Below are 19,581 nucleotides of genomic sequence, written 5' to 3'. Positions count from 1 at the left end.
ACTATGAAAAAAATCCTCTCTCTCCTGCTGGCGCTGGTTATGCTGCCGCTCGCCCTGTTGGTGATCATCACGCCGATGGACAGCCAGAAGCAGTACATTTTTGGTCTCATCAGCATCGGCGCGCTGTTTATTGCCGGGACGATCAGTAAAAAGCGCAGCGTCTCGCTGGTGATGGTGGCGATGTCGGTGCTGCTCTCCACCCGCTACATGTACTTTCGCCTGACCCAGACGCTGCACTTCAACTCGGAAATCGAAACGCTGCTCGGCATGGGGCTGTTTCTGGCCGAAGTCTATGTCTGGGTGATGCTGCTGCTCAGTTACCTGCAAACCGCCTGGCCGCTGAAGCGCGACATTGTACCGCTGCCGGATGACACCAGCCTGTGGCCAACGGTCGATGTCTATATCCCCTCCTATAACGAGCCGCTGGAGGTGGTGCGCGACACGGTGCTGGCGGCGCAGTGCCTCGACTACCCGCGTGACAAACTGAAGATCTACCTACTCGACGATGGTAAACGCAGCGAGTTCGCGGTGTTTGCCGCCGATGTCGGCGTCGGCTACATCACGCGCAATGACAATGCCCATGCGAAAGCGGGCAACCTCAACCATGCGATGAAGCTGACCCACGGCGAGTTAATTTGTGTTTTTGACTGCGACCACGTGGCGACGCGCATCTTTTTACAGGCCACCGTCGGCGGTTTCCTGCAAGATCCGAAACTGGCGCTGGTGCAGACGCCGCACTACTTCTACTCGCCGGATCCGTTCGAGCGTAATCTGTCGGTCGGGCGCAATATTCCCAACGAAGGGGCACTCTTCTATGGCCCAATCCAGCAGGGGAATGACAACTGGAACGCCACCTTTTTTTGCGGCTCCTGCGCCGTGATTCGCCGCAGCGCGCTCGATCAGATTGGCGGCTTTGCGGTCGAAACTGTGACCGAAGATGCCCACACCGCGCTGAAGTTGCAGCGTCTCGGCTGGGGCTCGGCGTTTATTGATATCCCGCTGGCAGCGGGGCTGGCGACGGAGCGGCTGGTGCTGCATGTTATTCAGCGTACCCGCTGGGCGCGCGGCATGACGCAGATCTTCCGTCTCGATAACCCGCTGCTCGGGCGCGGGCTGACACTGCAACAGCGGCTCTGCTACCTGAGCGCGATGCTCTATTACCAGTTTGCCCTGCCGCGCATCGCCTTCTTAACCGCGCCGCTGGCCTACTTGCTCTTTAACCTCAACATCATTCACTCCTCGGCGAGCCTGATTTTCGCCTACGCGCTGCCGCACCTCTTTCTCGCGGTCTATGTTAACTCGCGGCTGAATGGGCGCTTTCGCTACAGCTTCTGGGGCGAGATTTACGACCTGGTGCTCGCCTTCCACATTGTGCTGCCGACGGCGGTCACCATGCTGTTTCCGAAGCGTGGCAAATTCAACGTCACCGACAAGGGCGGGCTGCTTAACGTCGGCTACTTCGACTTCAGCGTGGTGCGCCCGCACTTGATTATCGCCCTGCTGCTTGGCGCTGGGGTGATTGCCGGGATTGTCCGCGCCTGCGCCCACGACTACTTCGGCGTCGATCCGCGCGTGATTGCCCTTAACGTTGGCTGGGGGTTATACAGCCTCATCTTCCTGCTGGCGGCGATTGCGGTGGCGCGCGAAACGCGGCAAACCCGTAAAACCATCCGCATTGAGGTCGAAATCCCGGTGCTGATCCACTACGCCAGCGGCATTGTCTCCCGCAGCCAGACGGCGGATCTGTCGATGGGCGGCTGCCGCATTGTCGCGCCGGACGATCGTCACTTAAAGGATGAGATCGAGGAGATCGAACTGCTGCTGCACTCCGGGGCGATTGCCCTGCCGGTACAGACCGTCGCCAGCGATGAGAGCGCCATCCGCTTGATGTTCAATGATATTCCGCTGGCGCGCCGCCGCGAACTGGTGCGCGTGGTGCTGGCGCGTGCCGATGCGTGGATCCACCCGCCGAAACCGCAGGACAACCCGTTCCGCTCGATGTTGACCATTGTGCGCTGTGTCTTTGACCTCTTCTGGCTCACCTGGCGTTCGCGACGTGAAAACCGCCGCCTACGCGGCGAAAAAGCGCAGGAGGAGGGCCGGGTATGAAACGTCTCACCTTATTAACCCTGCTGGCCAGCGCGCTGGTCACCGCGCCGCTGCACAGCGAGCCGACGCCCGTTGATGCGCTGCTACCCGCAGTTTCCGCCTTTGCTCCCTCGCGCGTCGAGAGCGTGTCGCTGGCGCAGATGGGCCAGCCGCAGGGCCTGACGCTCAGCGGCGGCCAGTTCCAGGGCGGCGTCGATTTCACCCTGCCAGTCGATCAGGTAGTCACTAACGCGCGGCTGGCGCTGAACCTGAAAATCTCCCCGGCGCTGGCGGCGGCGAACGCCACGCTGCAACTGATGCTCAACGGGCAACCGCTCGGCACCGTGCCGCTGAGCGCCGTCGAAGGCGATGCCGCCCGCTATCAGCTCGATGTGCCGGCGGCGCTGATGGTCTCGAGCAATAACCTCAGCTTCAAAATCAACGGCGGTGACGCCGCGCAGTGCCAGCGCGATGCCGACACCAAAAGGTATGTGACTATTCTGCCGGACTCGCGCTTTGAGCTGGAGGGGCAGCAGCTTGATATTGGTGCCGATCTCAGCCACTTCCCGCGCCCCTTTTTCGACAGCATGCAGATGACGCCTGCCGCCATCGCCATCGCTTTTTCGGCGAAACTGAGTCCTGATGCCCTTAGCGCCGGAGCGCTGATTGCCTCATGGTTAGGCATTCAGGCCGATTATCGCGGCGTCGCCTTTGCTGCGTACCACGACAGGCTGCCGGAGAAGAACGGCATTCTGATTGGTCACCCAGGTGAGCAGATCGGCGGCCTGATGCTGCCGCAGAGCCAACAGCCGTTGCTGAAGATCATCGATAACCCGGCTAACCCAGTCTATAAGCTGCTGCTGGTGGTGGGCAAAGATGATGAAGCGCTGCGGGCGGCGGCCTGGCGGCTGACGCGCGGCGAGTTCAATGCGCAAACGGCTGCCACAGAAGTCGCCGCGCAGACGCTGCCGCTGAGCCAACCCTATGATGCGCCGCGCTGGATCGCCACCGATCGTCCGGTAATGCTCTCGGAACTGATCCGCAAGGATCAAAGTTTGACCGCCACCGGCATCTGGCACCCGTCGTTACAGGTTGCGTTTCGCGCCGCGCCGGATCTCTTTTTGTGGGATGGCGAGACCATTCCGCTGCATATCGGTTACCGCTTCCCGACCGAGAACTGGATCGATGAAGAGCGCTCGTGGCTAAGCATGACGCTCAACAACACCTTCCTGCACAACCTGCCGGTGAACAAGCAGGGCGCGCTGGAGAAGCTGTGGCACAAGCTCGGTGGCGATGCCCGCCAGGAGCAGTTTGATATGCCGCTTGAGCCTTACATGATCTATGGCGACAACCAGCTCTCCCTCTACTTCAATATCGTGCCGAAGACGGATGCGCCGTGCAGCACCTTGCTGAACAACAACATCAAGAGCCGCATTGACGAGCATTCGTGGATCGATCTCAGCCATACGCGCCACTTCGCGCTGCTGCCCAATCTCTCCTACTTCGTCGGCGCCTCCTTCCCCTTCACCCGGCTGGCGGATTACGCCGAAACGGTGCTGATGCTGCCGCCCGCGCCGAGCGAAACGCAACTCGCAACGCTGCTGGATATGGCGGCGCGCGCCGGTAACGCCACCGGCACGGCATTAACCCATAACCGCGTGCTGCTTGGCATGCCGTCCGGCGGCGAGTCACGTGAGCTGCTGGAGAAGCGCGATGTGCTGGTGATCAGCGGCATGGATCAGCATGAGTTTAACCGTGCGCTGCTCGCTGACTCACCTTTCACCGCCCATGACAGCACGCTCGGCGTGCGTAAACCCAGCGCATGGCAGAAGGCGCAGCGCTGGATGACCGGCGACTGGGCCGCCGAAGGGCTGGAGGCGGATCGCTATTTTTCTTCCAACGAAGCGTGGCGCGGTTTTGTCAGCTTCCGTTCGCCGTGGAGCAGCAAACGGCTGGTGGTGCTGGCGCTCGGCAGCAGTGACGCCCAGCTGGCGCAACTGCATGACGATCTCTCCTCGGCGACCATCAACGCCGGGATTCGCGGCGATGCGGCGATCATCACCGATGAGAACGGCGTGCGCAGTTTCCGCGTCGGCGAGCAGTTCCCGAGCGGCGAGATGCCACCGCAGATGATGATTATCTGGTATGCCAACCAGCACTCGGCGCTGCTGGCGCTGCTTGGCCTGCTGCTGGGCGCGCTGGTGGGTGGGCTGCTCTACCGCACCCTGAAACAGCGCGAGCGTAAACGACTCAACCCTGAGAAGCAGAAATGAAAAAGATCACCGCGTTATTTTGCCTCTCCGGCGCGCTCAGCTTCGCGGCGCTCGGCCAGGCGCAGGCCGCGTCTAACCCGGCGGCGTTAAAAGCGCTGTTTGATCAGGCCAACTACTGGCATGAAAAATCCCATGACGATCTGGCGACGGCGTCGCTGCAAAAGGTGTTGATGGTCGATGCCAACAACACCCAGGCGCTCTACTTACTGGCGCTGTGGGCGCAGCAAAATGGCGATCTGAAAAGCGCTGCGCAGTGGCGCGCGCGGCTGGTGCAAACCGCCCCGGCCGATGGCAGCCTGCAAGCACTCGATAACGCCAACGCGCTGGCGCAGGTGCCGCAGGGGCAGCTAACCCTCGCGCGGCAGCAGGCGCGCAGCGGCAATATTCCGGCGGCGCTGGAGACCTGGCACGGCCTATTTAACGGCGATACGCCGCCGCAGAGCCTGGCGCCGGAGTATTACCTCACCATGGCGAGCGACAAAAGCCTCTACCCGCAGGCGCTGGCGCAGCTGCGCGCGTTGGTTGAGCAACATCCGCAGGATAACGCCGCGCGCATTGCGCTCGGCAAACTGCTCACCTGGCAGGAGGCGACGCGCCGCGAAGGGATGCTGGCGCTGGAGCCGATGGCAGGCGGCAGCAAAGAGGCCGATGAGGGGCTGCGTCAGGCGCTGTTATGGCTCGCGCCGCAGGCGGGTGATGAGCGTTTTTATGACACCTGGTTGCAGCGCCACCCGGACGACAGCGAAATGCAGGCCTGGTATCGCAAAAGTATCGGCGGGCGGGCGAAAGGCGCAGGCTTTGAGGCGCTGAACAGCGGCGACAGCAGCGCGGCGAAGCGCCAGTTTGCCCAGGTGCTGCAAACCAACCCGCAGGATGCCGACGCGCTGGCGGGCATGGGCTATATCGCCCAGCGCAACGGTGATTACCAGGCGGCGGCGCAGTACCTGAGCCGGGCGGCAAGCCAGGGCGTCGACGCTTCTGACGAGCGCCGGGCGCAGGCGGAAGATGCCGCCTTTTATGGCCAGCTGGCGCAGGCGCAGCAGGCGCTGAAAGAGGGGAACCTCAGCCAGGCGCTGGCGATCTCCGCGCCGCTGGCAGAGCAGAACGGCGATCGCGGCACGGCGGCGAAGCTGTTTCGTGCCGATGTCCTGCGCCAGAACAAAGATTACCCGCAGGCGGAGCAGGCGCTGCGCGGCGTGCTGAATAGCGAGCCGCAAAACGCTCCGGCGCGGGAAAACCTCTACTACGTGTTACGGGAGCAGAACAAAACCGCCGAGGCGCAAACTATTCTGCGCACCTTGCCCGCCGCGCTACAGGCGAAGCTACAACCGCGCACGGTAAGCGGCACGCCTGGCGATCCGCTGCGCCGCGAAGCGCAACAGCTGGCGGCCAGCGGCAACCGCGAGCAGGCGATTGCCGTGCTGCGCCAGGGCGTGGCGCGCTTACCGGATGATGGCTGGCTGCGTCTCGATCTGGCGCGTCTGCTGGTGCAGGCCGGGCAGGATAACGAGGCGGCGAATGTGATGCTGCCCGCGCAGCGTCAGGGGGCAGGGGCCAGCGCGCTCTATGCCGCTGCGCTGTTTGCCAGTGAGCAGGGCGGCTGGCAGCAGGCCAGCGCATTGCTGGGGCGCATTTCGCCAGCCAGCCAGACGACGCAGATGCGCGAGCTGGCGCAGCGGGCCAACTACAACTTACAGATGGTCACCGCCGAGCGCTATCTGGCGCAGGGCAATATGACCGCTGCCGCCAACACCCTGAAAGCGCTGGCGCAAACCTCGCCCGCCAGCCCCGTCGATGCCGGGAAACTGGCGCGCATGCTGGCGCGCAGCGGCGATCTTACTTCTGCAGTGGCGCTGGTGCGCGGCAATATGCGCCAGGGCGTGCAGGGTAACGCCGGGGATTATGCCGATCAGATTGCCGTGCTCAACCAGGCGGGACTGAACGCCGAAGCGCAGACGTTTGTCGAAAGCCCCGAGATGCAGGCGCGCAGCACGCCAGCGCAGCTTGCCGGGGTACGCAACGGCTATGTCATCAACGAGGCCGACAGGCTGCGCGAGCAGGGGAACTACGCCGCGGCGTACGACACGCTGATCCGCGCGTTGCAAAACGACCCGCAGAACACCGATTTGATGTTCGCGATGGGGCGCCTGTACCAGTCCGGCAAGATGAACAAAGAGGCGGGCGTGCTCTATGACTACCTGATGACCCGCGACAGCGACGATCAGGCGGCACGCGTCGGCGCGATTGATGTCGCGCTGGCAGAGAACAACGTCGATAAGGCGCAAACCCTCGCCAGCGGCCTGCGCAGCGACAGCTCGCCGGACCGCCTGCTGTTACTGGCGCGGCTGGAGGAGGCGAAAGGCAACCACCAGCAGGCGATGACCTATTTACGCAGCGCGCGCGGCAAGCTGGTCGGGCTGGAGGAGAGCAGCGGCACCGGCACGCCAACCCTCGGCGGTGTACTGCTGGCGGATAACCCCTTCACCACCACCAGTAAAACGCCGTTCCCTTACGGGCAAGCTATGCCGTGGCAGGTGGCGCAGACGGCGCGCGAGCCGGGTAGCCAACTGCCGGGTACCGCACGAACCGATCTGCCGATCGAGACCACGCAAAGCCGCACCCTGCGCCAGGTGGACGAGATGATGCAGCAGATGAACGAGAAAACCGGCATGTGGTTGCAGGGCGGGGTGGCGATCCGCGGGCGCGATGGCGAGACGGGCACCAGCAAGCTGACGGAGGCGAAAGCGCCGCTTACCTGGTCCAGTTCGCCGTTTGGCGAGTCGCGCTTTGAGTTGACCGCCACGCCGGTTTCCCTCAGTTCCGGCAGTGCGTCGGGCGATGCCTGGCGGCGCTACGGCAGTAACCCGCTGGCGGATGCGGCGACCAATCTGGCGACTTCCATTAAAACGGCGAACAGTTCAATCGCTACCGACGGCAGCGATAAGTTCACCGACCTTGCCCGTTACGCCGACGCCGGGAAACTATCGCCCTTTACCGCAGAGGGTTTCGACAACCTCAGCACGCTACTCGGCTCAAGCCGTTTACAGAGCCTGAGCGAGTCGACCTACAAGAAAAACTATAACGATCCGATCCGCGCCTCGACCGATGCGCAGAACGGCAACGGCGTTGAGCTGAACATGGCGCTGAGCGGCGAGGGCTATAAGTTCGATATCGGCACCACGCCGCTGGGGGAAGATCTCAGCACGCTGGTGGGCGGCGTGAAGTGGTCGCCGAAGCTGACCAACTACCTGACGCTGATCCTTACCGGCGAACGCCGCGCGGTGACCGACAGCCTGCTCTCCTACGTCGGCTTGCAGGATAAGTTCTCTGGCGAGCGCTGGGGACGGGTGACCAAAAACGGCGGTAGCGCGCAGCTGAGCTACGATGATGGCGATGCCGGGTTCTACGTCGGCGGCGGTGGCTACAGCTATCTCGGCGAAAACGTGGCCAGCAACAGCAGCCTTAACGCTAACGCCGGGGTCTATTTACGCCCGTGGCATGATGATTTCCGCCAGCTACAGACCGGGCTGAGCATTAGCTGGATGGATTACGCGAAAAACCTCAGCTACTTCACCTTCGGCCAGGGCGGTTACTTCAGCCCGCAGAACTACGTCAGTGTCTCGCTGCCGGTGGACTTCACGCAGAAGATCGATAACTGGAGAGTGCGCCTTGGCGGGGCGGTGGGGTATCAATCCTACACCCAGGATAAGAGCGACTACTTCCCGACCTCTCCGCAGGCGCAGGGGATGCTGGAGCAACTGGCGGCGCTCGGCTTTATCAAAGAGGCGCAGTATCGTGGCTCGTCGCAAAACGGCATCGGCTACAACTTCCGCGCCGGGCTGGATTACAACGTGAACAAAAATATGTCGGTGGGCGGCAACGTCGGGTACGACACCTTCGGCAGTTATAACGAAAGCACCGCAGGCCTCTGGCTGCGGTATATGTTGGGAGAGAAATAATGACCACCAACCTGTCCCCTGAACTGGCCTGGCATCAGCAACAGCAGACGCCGCCGGGCTGGTTTGATCTGCTTAGCGTGATGGTCGATGGCATGGCGAGAAACGTCGGCGAAGCGCAGAGCCTGCCGTTTTTGCGCCAAATGGGCGAGACACTGGCCGCGCAGACGCCGCTTATGGCATCAACTACCGTTGGTGAGCTGGAAGCGGCGATCAACGCCAGGCTTGCCGCCTTCAACTGGGGCGTGATTGATATTGAGGCCAGCGACAGCGGGATGACTTTTCGCCACCGCGCGCTGCCCGTCGCCCGCGATGAGGCGCAGCAGACGCGCTGGTGTCACGCCTTTTGCGCCGTGCTTGAAGGGCTTTACGGCCGCTGGATGCAGGATCAGGGCGGCGATGCGCGCCTCGTGTTTAGCCGGGAAGCGCTCTATTCTGTCTCGGATGTTCTCTTTCGCTACGCCAACCCAGAGTGAGACTCGCTATGTTTAAACCCCTCTTTGCCGCGATGGTGATGTTAACCAGCCTGCTCTTTTCCACCGTGTCGCAGGCCGCGACCGCCTGGGAGAGCTACAAAGCGCGCTTTTTAATGCCCGACGGGCGGATTGTCGATACCGGCAATAACAACGTCTCCCACACCGAAGGGCAGGGTTTCGCCATGCTGATGGCGGTCGGCAATAACGATAAAGCGGCGTTCGACAGCATGTGGCACTGGACGCATACCACGCTGCAAAACAAGCAAAACGGCCTCTTTTACTGGCGCTATAACCCGGTGGAGGCCGATCCGATTGCCGATAAAAACGATGCCACCGACGGCGATATCCTTATCGCCTGGGCGTTGCTGAAGGCGGGTGAGCGCTGGAATCTGCCCGCGTATACCGCCGCGTCGGACGCCATTACCCAGGCGGTGCTGAAACATACTGTGACCACCTTTGCTGGCTATCACGTAATGTTGCCGGGGGCGAAAGGCTTTAATCTCAACAGCCGCGTGACGCTGAACCCCTCCTACTTTATCTTCCCGGCGTGGCAGGATTTCACCAACCGCAGCCACCGGGTGATCTGGCAGCAGCTGATTGATGACGGGCAAAAAATGGTGGGTAAGATGGCCTTTGGTAAACCGCGCCTGCCGACCGACTGGGTGTCGCTCTCGGCGGACGGTACTTTTAGTCCGGCAACGGAGTGGCCGCCGCGTATGAGTTATGACGCCATTCGCGTGCCGCTCTACATCGCCTGGCACAATCCGCAGAGCCCATTGTTAACGCCGTGGCGTAGCTGGTGGCAGGGGTTTGAACGCAGCAAAACGCCGGCGTGGGTCAATGTGACCAACAACGAGAATGCGCCTTACAACATGAACGAGGGGCTGCTGGCGGTGCGGGATTTAACCGTTGGCGAGCCGACGGGTGAGCCGCAGATTACCGCCCAGGATGATTATTATTCCGCCAGCCTGAAGATGCTGGTCTGGCTGGCGCAGCAGCGTTAACAACTGCGGTCTGATGCCGGGTGGCGGCTTTGCCTTACCCGGCCTACGTAATGTGCGGTCTGGATGGGCGGTGCATGATGCCGGGTGGCGGCTTTGCCTTACCCGGCCTACGTGTGCGGTATCAATGGGCGGGGCGGCTGCGCCTTACCGGGCCTGCAAATACCACCGGAGCGGTTTTCGTAGGCCTGATAAGCGCAGCGCCATCAGGCAAGGGTGTTACTGCGGATAGGGCACCCAGTCGCCGCCGTTAAGCCGCACGTACGGTTTGTTCTGGTACTGGATCACCACCGCGTTGGCGTTCTCAGATACTGGCGCGGTTTGCGGCAGATTGCCAATCAACTTATCCCAGTCGACGCTCTCCTCGGTGAAGATTTTGCCATCCAACACGCGGGTAACAATCTCCGACACCGCCAGGAAGCTGCTCGGCTGGTTAATCACCAGCGGCGCGCCCTGATGCGGCGCTTTCATGCCGAAGAACTTAATCGCCGTCGGCACGTTGGTAATCGACGGGCTTGGAATATCGCGCAGGCCGGAAACCTGCATCTTATCCCCCTGCAACGCCGCGCCGTGCTCCGGCACCAGCACCACCATCACTTTGCGCCCGGACTTATCAAGCTGCGTAAAGAAGGCATCCAGCTCATCAAACAGCTTCTGCGCCCGCAGTTTGTAATCCGCCGTTTTGCGATCGCCCGGATAGTGGTTGCCATCGTGCAGCGGCAGAAGGTTATAGAAGGTGGCGGTCGGTTTGCCCTGCTTGAAGCTGTCTGATTCCATCCAGCGGTTAAGCACCGCGGTATCGTCAAAAATCGGCGAGCCGTCAAAGGAGAGCAGCGTCGGCGGCAGACCCGCCTGGTTCATCAGCGGCGCCTGCATGCCGCCATTGTCGCGCACCTCTTTCAGGAAGCCGCCAAACTCGCCGTTATGATCCATCATCAGCTGCTGGGTAAAGCCAAGTTTCGACAGGTTATCAAAGAGATAACACTGATTATTCGCCTGCTGATAGAGATTCTTGTGCGATGGCTGACCGCAGCTGGCACGTAGCAGACGGATTGCCGCCGGGCCGCTGTAGGCCGTTGCCGAGTTAAAGTTTTTAAACTCAATATCGAAGTGCGACCAGAGCGGGTGCGACGCCAGACCGGCGGCTTCAATATCGGCCCATGACAGGGAGCAGATATTAATAAACAGCAGATCGAACGGCTGCGCATCGGCGGGCAGCTGCGTCGGGAAGGTGGTTTGACGCTTCTCTTCCGCCGCATAGAAGCTGGCGAGCCACGCGTTGAGGTTTTCCGAGGTCGGCGGGGCCGTTTGCGCCGGAATATCACCGACTACCGGCGTATTGCCCGCAGCGGCAACCGTTGCCGCCTGCGAACCGCCGGTGGTGGTGACCGTGGTAGTCGGCTGGCCGCCGGGCCACAGATTAAAGGCCGGGCCGGTTAAGGTCAGCACGTTCAGCCAGATCATGATCGCCACCACGAACACCGTGACGCGAATCCACTGCGACAAGAAGAGCCACGCCACCAGCAGCACAAACACTGCGCCAATCATCTGCCAGTTGATAAAGCGCGTTACCAGGTCGAGCAGATAATCGGCGCTAAAGCCCGCCACCTGCGTGCCCTGGCTCATCATACTTTCAAGCCCCGGCAGCCAGGTGTCATGCCAGAAGAGCGCAAAGCCGAGCGGGATTGCCACCCAGTGGCGCAGGCGATGCAGGCTCAGGCGCGGCAGCGGCACCAGCAGAAAGGCCATAAACACCAGGTTCAGCATCGGGTGGAAATTAAGGTAGCCGGCCCACAGCAGGCCAAACTTCACCAGGAAGTAGAAGTTCCAGCCGGAAAGGCCGCGCCAGTATTGCCACAGCGGCGATGGCGCAGAAGAGGGGATCGTATTATTTGTCATGTTTACGGTCTGCCTTGGCGTGCGAATCCCTGCGTAAAACGCCAATCGGTTTTACATAGCGGGGTTTAGTAAAAGTTAAACGGAGCGCGGTACGTAACGGGCGCTGCCAGTGGCGCGCAAGGTAGCCCAGCGGAAAGAAGATCAGCGCGCAAAGCACGATAAGCTGAATAATATCGCTGATTGACATCATGAGGAGGGCTCCGTCACATCGCTTAATAACCGGTGCGGTTGGGGGATACGACGCCAGCTGGTGCCATCGTGTTCGGCATTAATCAACTTCTTCTCCTGACGGGTGGCGGGCAGCGGCTTTGAGGCGCGCTCCGGCGGCAGGGCGCGCATCTGCACCACTTCGGCGGCAATCTGGTTATCTTCGAACCACACCATGCGGTTAGAGAAGATATCGCCCGTCGGCAGCGGGAAGATGTGGTTCAGCGCGGTATCGAGATCGTTCACCCGGCAGAAAGATAGGAAGAGCACCAGCCGGTTGTCGCTCATGCTGACAATATCGCCGACACGGTTTGGTCGACAGAGCGTTAGCGCCTGCTCAACGCGGATGCCCGGCACCGGACGCAGCGCCACCAGCACCCCTTTGCCATCGGGCGGCAGCAACGTGTTGTTGACCATATTGCTCACCGCATCGCAAAACACCTCCCACGGCTGGAAGCCGCGCAGCTTCAGCGGCTGTGTCATCGACAGCAGGGTGGAGATATCTTCTGGCACCAGCCGCGTAAACTGCTGACCCTGTACGCTCTCAATCAGCGTTAAGCAGCGCGACAGCGGCGCGTTCCACGGGATCACCATATTCGCACCGCAGCCGAGCAGCAGGCGCTCATCGGTGGCGCGCAGGCTGGCGATGGTTTCACGCACGATAATTTTGAGATTGTTGCCGCGCTGACGGCGCAGGGTGTGGATCTGGCGCGCGAGGCCGTCGATTTGGCTATTCTGCGCGAGGACGAAAATCAGCGTCGCTGCCTGGCTGGCACGCGCCTCTTCAAACAGCGCCTCGTTGGTGGCAAACACGGACCAGTGTTCCGAGAGCGGCGGTGCGCCCTCCAGCACGGCAACATTACTTAAAACCCGTTTTTCATCGCTGCGTGGCTGAACGGAGGCCTCTTCCTGTTTGGCTAATTGCCACTGCCCTTCAACTTCGGTGAGCAGTAATTGCTGACGGGCGCTAATGCCTTTTTCATTACACCACCACGCTACATCATATAGCGGAATGCCATTTTGATAACGCAGGCTCGCCAGACCAAAAAGCGAGCGATATTCACTCATTAGAATCGAAGATTGCTTGTCATTGTTGCTGCCGGGGTTAATTAACACCAGGGTGCAGTTATTATATTTCGCCCAGGCGTGAGTTTTTTCTAACCATTTGCGTAATTTAGGAGCGGGAATATTCTGCCAGGCATTATTCGCACAGAGCAGAAACACTAAATATTTGTCCGGGTCAATAGAGCTGAGCAAATCGCGGGTGAAAAAGTATAGACTATTCTCCTCTTTTGGCATGGAGAACAGCTCGATTTTTTCCGGGCCGTGATTTTTATCTAATTTAATGAGGTTTTGCAGGTCGTGACCCATGCCCGCTACCGCAACTTTCGCCGCTTTATCCTGCGCGGCAAGGGTTTGATTAAGCAGGCTCAGTGCGTCCTGTTCACGGTCGGTATTTAGCCACCAGACCCCGCCCACAGGCATGTGACGCAATTCGTCCCATAATGATTGGATGCCGATAGAAAATATGGGGTTCACGGTGTCCCTCTTGCAGCGAATTTATCTGTAACTCAGTTTACTAGCGAAAGCCGAGAAATAAACCTAACATTGAAATTAAAGAACATCAGATTTAGCATGTAAACGCATTTTCTTGGGCACGATGCCTTGTGACTTCTTACATCATTTTATATGCAACTGGGATCGGGCCAACATGAAAAAAAATGAACCCGTTACGCAATCTGACCCGACTCTGGGTTACACATTCCAGAACGATTTTTTGGTGCTTAGCCGGGTATTTTCCCTGCCTGAAATCGACTATGCCGATATTTCCCAGCGCGAACAACTTGCCGCCGCGATTAAGCGCTGGCCGCTGCTGGCTGAATTAGCCCGTCAACAATAAAGGACCCGTGGATGACCATCTTGGGACTACAGGGGATCCGTGGTGGCGTGGGGACGACCTCGATCACCGCGGCTCTGGCCTGGTCACTGCAACTCTTAGGTGAGTCGGTGCTGGTAATTGATGCCTGCCCGGATAACCTTCTGCGCCTCTCATTTAATGTCGAATATGAGAACCCAACCGGCTGGGCGCGGTCGCTGCTGGACGGCAACGAGTGGCGCGATGCCGGCATGCGCTACACCACGCAGCTCGACCTGCTGCCGTTTGGCCGTCTGGCTGCCAACGAGTGGGAGAATGCCGCGCAGCTTGACGCCGTGGCCGCACAGCTGACCTCCGCGTTGAAAGGGTTAACAACCCAGCAGCACTATCAATGGGTGCTGATTGACCTGCCGCACGGCGTATCACCGCTGGCGCGGCACTTTATCGATCTCTGCGACAATCTCTTTACCATTATCAAACCCGATACCAACTGCCATGTGCGCCTGCACCAGCAGCCTCTGCCCACCGGTGCGCATCTGTTAATCAACGATCTGCGCATTGGCAGCCAGTTGCAGGACGATCTCTGGCAGGTGTGGCTGCAAAGCCAGCCGCGCATGATGCCGATGGTGATCCACCGCGATGAGGCGATGGCAGAGTGCCTGGCCTCGAAGCAGCCGCTCGGCGAGTACCGCAGCGATGCGCTGGCGGCAGAGGAGATCCTGACGCTGGCCAACTGGTGTCTGCTCCATTTCGCGCCTGCTGTACAGGGGAGTGAGGCATGATTCGCCTTGCCACCTGGCTGCTTATTCCGCCAGTGGGCGCGCGGTTGAACGCGCGCTATCAGCATTATCGCGACCATGGCGCACCGCGTTTTAGCGCCGCATTGGGCTGTTTCTGGGCGATCCTCGCCTGGATGTTTATCCCGCTGGAGCACCCGCGCTGGCAGCAGCTTCGTGCGCAGCAGAACCACTGGTTTCCGCATATCGATCCCGACCGTCCGCGCCCGCTCGACCCGGCGCGCTACCTGATTCAAACTCTGTGGCTGATGGTGACGCTCCCGCTGGGCGCGCCAAGATCGCCGCGTCGCCAGCACTTTGCCCGTCTTCGCGTGCTGCGCGGGCGCTGGCATAACTTCCTTGAAACGCTGCCGGAGCGCATGACACAGCGCACCGGTCATCTCGACAATAAAAAAGAGCTGGGGCACATCAACCCGAAAGTGCGGCGCATTATTCTTGGCACCGTGGTGGTCTTCTCGTTCCTGCTCGCCATTTTATGTATTACCCAGCCCTTTAACCCGCTGTCGCAATTCGTCTTTTTGATTCTGCTGTGGGGTGTGGCGCTGCTGGTGCGGCGTATTCCGGGGCGCTTCTCGGTGCTGATGCTGGTGGTGCTCTCCCTGACGGTCTCCTGCCGCTACATCTGGTGGCGCTACACCTCGACCCTCAACTGGGACGACCCGGTCAGCCTGGTGTGCGGCCTGGTGCTGCTGTTTGCTGAAACCTACGCGTGGATTGTGCTGGTGCTCGGCTACTTCCAGGTGATCTGGCCCCTTAACCGCCAGCCGGTGCCGCTGCCGAAAGATATGTCGCTCTGGCCGTCGGTCGATATTTTTGTTCCGACCTACAACGAAGATCTCAACGTGGTGAAAAACACCATTTACGCCTCGCTGGGTATCGACTGGCCGAAAGATAAGCTCAAGGTCTGGATTCTGGATGATGGCGGCCGCGAAGAGTTTCGCCAGTTCGCCAAACAGGTCGGCGTTGAGTACATCGCCCGTACCAGCCATGAGCATGCGAAAGCGGGCAACATCAACAATGCCCTCAAGTATGCGAAGGGGGAGTTCGTGTCGATCTTCGACTGCGACCACGTGCCGACGCGCTCCTTCCTGCAGATGACCATGGGCTGGTTCCTGAAAGAGAAGAAGCTGGCGATGATGCAGACCCCGCACCACTTCTTCTCGCCGGATCCGTTTGAACGCAACCTCGGGCGTTTTCGTAAAACGCCGAACGAAGGCACGCTCTTTTACGGCCTGGTGCAGGATGGCAACGATATGTGGGATGCCACCTTCTTCTGCGGCTCCTGTGCGGTGATCCGCCGCGGGCCGCTGGATCAGATTGGCGGCATTGCGGTTGAGACGGTAACGGAAGATGCGCACACCTCGCTGCGCCTGCACCGCCTTGGCAACACCTCCGCGTATATGCGTATTCCGCAGGCGGCGGGGCTGGCGACCGAGAGCCTCTCGGCGCATATCGGGCAGCGTATCCGCTGGGCGCGCGGCATGGTGCAGATTTTCCGCCTCGATAACCCATTGATGGGCAAAGGGCTGAAGTTTGCCCAGCGGCTCTGCTACGTCAACGCCATGTTCCACTTCCTGTCGGGCATTCCGCGGCTTATCTTCCTGACCGCGCCGCTGGCGTTTCTGCTGCTGCATGCCTACATCATCTATGCTCCGGCGATCATGATTGCGCTCTTTGTGATGCCGCATATGGTGCACGCCAGCCTGACTAACTCAAAAATCCAGGGCAAGTTCCGCCACTCCTTCTGGAGTGAGATCTACGAAACGGTGCTGGCGTGGTATATCGCACCGCCAACGTTGGTGGCGCTGATTAACCCGCACAAAGGGAAGTTCAACGTTACCGCTAAAGGCGGGCTGGTCGAAGAGGAGTATGTCGACTGGGTGATCTCGCGCCCCTATATCTTCCTCGTGCTGCTCAACCTGCTCGGCGTGGCGGTCGGCATCTGGCGCTACTTCTACGGCCCGGAAAATGAAATTCTCACGGTTTTCGTCAGTATCGCGTGGGTCTTCTACAACATGGTGATCCTCGGCGGCGCGGTGGCGGTGTCGGTGGAGAGCAAACAGGTGCGCCGCGCGCACCGCGTGGAAATGACCATGCCTGCGGCGATTGCCCGTGAAGATGGGCACCTCTTCTCCTGTACCGTGCAAGACTTCTCTGACGGTGGGCTGGGCATCAAGATCAACGGCCAGGCGCAGGTGCTGGAAGGGCAGAAGGTGAGCCTGTTGCTTAAACGCGGCCAGCAGGAGTACGCCTTCCCGGCGACCGTAGCGCGCGTCAACGGTAATGAAGTGGGTCTGCAACTGCTGCCGCTGACCACCAAACAGCATATCGATTTTGTGCAGTGTACCTTCGCCCGCGCCGATACTTGGGCGCTGTGGCAGGACAGCTTCCCGGAGGATAAACCTCTGGAGAGCCTGCTGGATATTTTAAAACTGGGTTTCCGCGGCTACCGCCATCTCGCGGAATTTGCTCCATCGTCCGTCAAAGTGATTTTCCGCTCGCTCACCGCGCTGGTGTCCTGGGTGGTGTCATTTATTCCGCGCCGCCCGGAACGGAATGTGGCCGTGCAGCAACCGATGACGTGATTGGCTTAACAATGATGAATACGCGATGAAAAGAAAATTATCCTGGATGTGTGCAGTGGCAGTGGGGATGAGCACGCTGGCCCCAATGATGACCCACGCAGCGCCTGCGCAACCCGCGCCGAGCGTGCCCGCCGTCGCGCCAGCGACTCAACCGGTGGTCACGCCTGCGCCGGGAGAGACGGAGAGCGTTACGCCAACCATGCCGACCGAAGGCCAGACTGTCATTGGCCAGGTGATGCCTGGCGTGCAGGGGGCGAATGCGCCCGTGGTGGCCGCCAATGCGCCGTCACGTGATGTGAAACTCACCTTCGCCGAGATCGCGCCGCCGCCGGGCAGCATGGTGCTGCGCGGTATCAACCCGAATGGCGGGATTGAGTTCGGTACGCGTAGCGATGAAGTGGTATCGAATGCGGTGCTCAACCTTGAGTACACGCCGTCGCCGTCGCTGTTACCGGTGCAGTCGCAGCTGAAGGTCTATCTCAACGATGAGCTGATGGGCGTGCTGCCGGTGACCAAAGAGCAACTGGGTAAGAAAACCCAGGCGCAGATGCCGATCAACCCGCTGTTTATCACCGACTTTAACCGCGTGCGGCTGGAGTTTGTCGGCCACTATCGCGACGTGTGTGAAAACCCGGCCAGCTCAACGCTGTGGCTCGATATCGGGCGCAGCAGTTCGCTCGATCTCACCTACCAGAAGCTGTCGGTGAAAAACGATCTCTCCCACTTCCCGATCCCGTTCTATGATCCGCGCGATAACCGCCCGCTAACGCTGCCGGTGGTTTTCGCCAGCGCGCCGGATATCACGCAGCAGCAGGCGGCGGCGATTGTCGCTTCGTGGTTCGGTTCACGCACCGGCTGGCGCGGGCAGACCTTCCCGGTCTCCTATAATGCGCTGCCGGAGAGCAACGCCATTATCTTCGCCACCAACGATAAGCGCCCTGATTTCCTTAAAGATTTGCCGCCGGCGAAGGGGCCGACCATCTCGATGGTCAACCACCCGAACAACCCTTACCTGAAGCTGCTGGTGATCAGCGGGCGTGACGATAAAGACCTGCTGCAGGCGGCGAAAGGCATTGCCCAGGGCAATGTACTGTTCCGCGGCGAGAGCGTGACGGTGGATGAGGTGAAACCGCTGCTGGCGCGCCAGCCTTACGATGCGCCAAACTGGGTGCGCACCGACCGCGCGGTAACCTTTGGCGAGCTGAAAGGCTACGAAGAGCAGCTGCAGGCGACCGGCCTGCAGCCATCGTCCATCAACCTGTCGCTGAACCTGCCGCCGGATCTCTATCTGCTGCGCAGCACCGGCATCGACATGAACCTCAACTATCGCTATACCGCGCCGCCGACCAAAGATGGCTCGCGGATGGATATCAGCCTGAATAACCAGTTCCTGCAATACTTCAACCTGACCGGCACCCAGGAGAGCAACAACCTGCTGCTGCGTCTGCCGGTGCTGCAAGGGCTGCTCGACAGCAAAACGGATGTCTCCATTCCGGCGCTGAAACTCGGCGCGGTGAACCAGCTGCGCTTCGATTTCCAGTATATGAACCCGATGCCGGGTGGCACGATTGATAACTGCGTTACTTTCCAGCAGGTGCCGAACCGCGTGGTGATTGGCGATGACTCCACCATCGACTTCTCGAAGTATTACCACTTCCTCGCGATGCCGGATCTGCGTGCCTTTGCCAATGCGGGCTTCCCGTTCAGCCGCATGGCGGATCTGTCGCAAACCATCGTTGTGACGCCGCCGCAGCCGACGCCGGCACAGGTCTCCACGCTGCTTGACTCGTTGGGCACGGTAGGCGCGCAGACCGGTTTCCCGGCAATTAACGTGCAGTTAACCAGCGATGGCAACCAGATCAAGGATAAAGACGCCGATATCATGATCATTGGTGCCATTCCGCCTGAGTTGAAAGATGATAAGCATATCGATCTGCTGGTGAATGCCGCCCAGAGCTGGGTGAAAACCCCGCTGCGCCAGACGCCATTCGCGTCGATTGTGCCGGATGCCGCCGACCGCCAGGCCGATACGCAAACCGGCATTACTTCTGATGGCCCGATGGCGGCGATTATCGGCTTCCAGTCACCGTACAACGACCAGCGTAGCGTGGTGGCGCTGCTTGCCGACAGCCCGCGGGGTTATGAGTTGCTGAATGGCGCGATTAACGACAGCGGCAAGCGCGCGGCGATCTACGGCTCGGTGACGGTGATCCGTGAATCGGGGGTAAATGGCCTGCGCGTTGGCGATATTTACTACGTTGGCCACCTGCCGTGGTTTGAGCGCATCTGGTATGCGCTGGCGAACCATCCGGTGCTGCTGGCGGTGCTGGCTGCGGTTTGCGTGGTGTTGATGGCGTGGGTGCTGTGGCGTCTGCTGCGTATCATCAGCCGCCGCCGTCTTGACCCTTCGGATCATGAGTAAA

12 protein-coding genes are annotated in these 19,581 nt (G+C 60.4%); 9 read left to right on the top strand and 3 right to left on the bottom strand.

What is annotated here, in order from left to right:
- The first annotated feature begins 3 nt into the window (after window positions 1-3).
- Genes bcsA (SOM48_RS01065) through SOM48_RS01045 form a run of 5 tightly spaced genes read left to right on the top strand, consistent with a single transcriptional unit; the run spans window position 4 to window position 9,797 of the window.
- Window positions 4-2,109, top strand: a complete 2,106-nt coding sequence (gene bcsA / locus SOM48_RS01065; protein WP_076769348.1) for a UDP-forming cellulose synthase catalytic subunit — start codon at window positions 4-6, stop codon at window positions 2,107-2,109.
- Window positions 2,106-4,361 (top strand): cellulose biosynthesis cyclic di-GMP-binding regulatory protein BcsB, encoded by a 2,256-nt coding sequence (bcsB, locus tag SOM48_RS01060; protein ID WP_320511249.1) that lies wholly within the window; start codon window positions 2,106-2,108, stop codon window positions 4,359-4,361. Before bcsA (SOM48_RS01065) ends, bcsB (SOM48_RS01060) begins: the two co-directional genes overlap by 4 nt.
- The gene (locus SOM48_RS01055; protein WP_320511248.1) at window positions 4,358-8,320 is read left to right on the top strand and encodes a cellulose biosynthesis protein BcsC; all 3,963 of its coding nucleotides are present in this window, start codon (window positions 4,358-4,360) and stop codon (window positions 8,318-8,320) included. The genes bcsB (SOM48_RS01060) and SOM48_RS01055 overlap by 4 nt, the downstream gene beginning before the upstream one ends.
- Window positions 8,317-8,793 (top strand): cellulose biosynthesis protein BcsD, encoded by a 477-nt coding sequence (gene bcsD, locus SOM48_RS01050; protein ID WP_376749870.1) that lies wholly within the window; start codon window positions 8,317-8,319, stop codon window positions 8,791-8,793. The genes SOM48_RS01055 and bcsD overlap by 4 nt, the downstream gene beginning before the upstream one ends.
- An 8-nt stretch (window positions 8,794-8,801) precedes the next feature.
- Window positions 8,802-9,797: a family 8 glycosyl hydrolase gene (locus SOM48_RS01045; protein WP_320511247.1), complete on the top strand. Its 996-nt coding sequence runs from the start codon at window positions 8,802-8,804 to the stop codon at window positions 9,795-9,797.
- A 216-nt stretch (window positions 9,798-10,013) separates the two neighbouring features.
- On the opposite strand, the gene bcsG is transcribed toward SOM48_RS01045, so the two are convergent.
- From bcsG to bcsE, 3 genes are read right to left on the bottom strand one after another with little or no spacing between them, the layout of a single operon-like run.
- Complete coding sequence (gene bcsG / locus SOM48_RS01040) at window positions 10,014-11,693, bottom strand: cellulose biosynthesis protein BcsG (protein ID WP_139966503.1); 1,680 nt, start codon at window positions 11,691-11,693, stop codon at window positions 10,014-10,016.
- Window positions 11,683-11,883 carry a cellulose biosynthesis protein BcsF gene (gene bcsF, locus SOM48_RS01035; protein WP_054802682.1) on the bottom strand — a complete coding sequence of 67 codons (201 nt, stop codon included), beginning with the start codon at window positions 11,881-11,883 and terminating at the stop codon, window positions 11,683-11,685. Before bcsF ends, bcsG begins: the two co-directional genes overlap by 11 nt.
- Entirely contained in the window at window positions 11,880-13,439 is a 1,560-nt protein-coding gene (gene bcsE / locus SOM48_RS01030; protein WP_320511246.1) for a cellulose biosynthesis c-di-GMP-binding protein BcsE, read from the bottom strand. Before bcsE ends, bcsF begins: the two co-directional genes overlap by 4 nt.
- A gap of 172 nt (window positions 13,440-13,611) precedes the next feature.
- On the opposite strand from bcsE, the gene bcsR reads away from it, so the two are divergent.
- The 4 genes from bcsR to bcsB (SOM48_RS01010) are packed head-to-tail and all read left to right on the top strand — an operon-like array spanning window position 13,612 to window position 19,580.
- Complete coding sequence (bcsR, locus tag SOM48_RS01025; RefSeq protein WP_023482010.1) at window positions 13,612-13,800, top strand: cellulose biosynthesis protein BcsR; 189 nt, start codon at window positions 13,612-13,614, stop codon at window positions 13,798-13,800.
- Window positions 13,801-13,811: 11 nt separating this feature from the next.
- Window positions 13,812-14,558: a cellulose biosynthesis protein BcsQ gene (bcsQ, locus tag SOM48_RS01020; protein WP_054802681.1), complete on the top strand. Its 747-nt coding sequence runs from the start codon at window positions 13,812-13,814 to the stop codon at window positions 14,556-14,558.
- The gene (gene bcsA, locus SOM48_RS01015) at window positions 14,555-17,158 is read left to right on the top strand and encodes a UDP-forming cellulose synthase catalytic subunit (RefSeq protein ID WP_076769354.1); all 2,604 of its coding nucleotides are present in this window, start codon (window positions 14,555-14,557) and stop codon (window positions 17,156-17,158) included. Before bcsQ ends, bcsA (SOM48_RS01015) begins: the two co-directional genes overlap by 4 nt.
- 25 nt (window positions 17,159-17,183) lie before the next feature.
- Window positions 17,184-19,580, top strand: coding sequence for a cellulose biosynthesis cyclic di-GMP-binding regulatory protein BcsB (bcsB, locus tag SOM48_RS01010; RefSeq protein WP_288879844.1), 2,397 nt, complete (start codon window positions 17,184-17,186; stop codon window positions 19,578-19,580).
- Window position 19,581 lies beyond the last annotated feature (1 nt).

This window comes from Kosakonia sp. CFBP8986, assembly GCF_034044935.1.
GTDB classification, from domain to species: Bacteria; Pseudomonadota; Gammaproteobacteria; order Enterobacterales; family Enterobacteriaceae; genus Kosakonia; species Kosakonia cowanii.
This window is presented reverse-complemented; position numbering and strand designations above follow the sequence as displayed.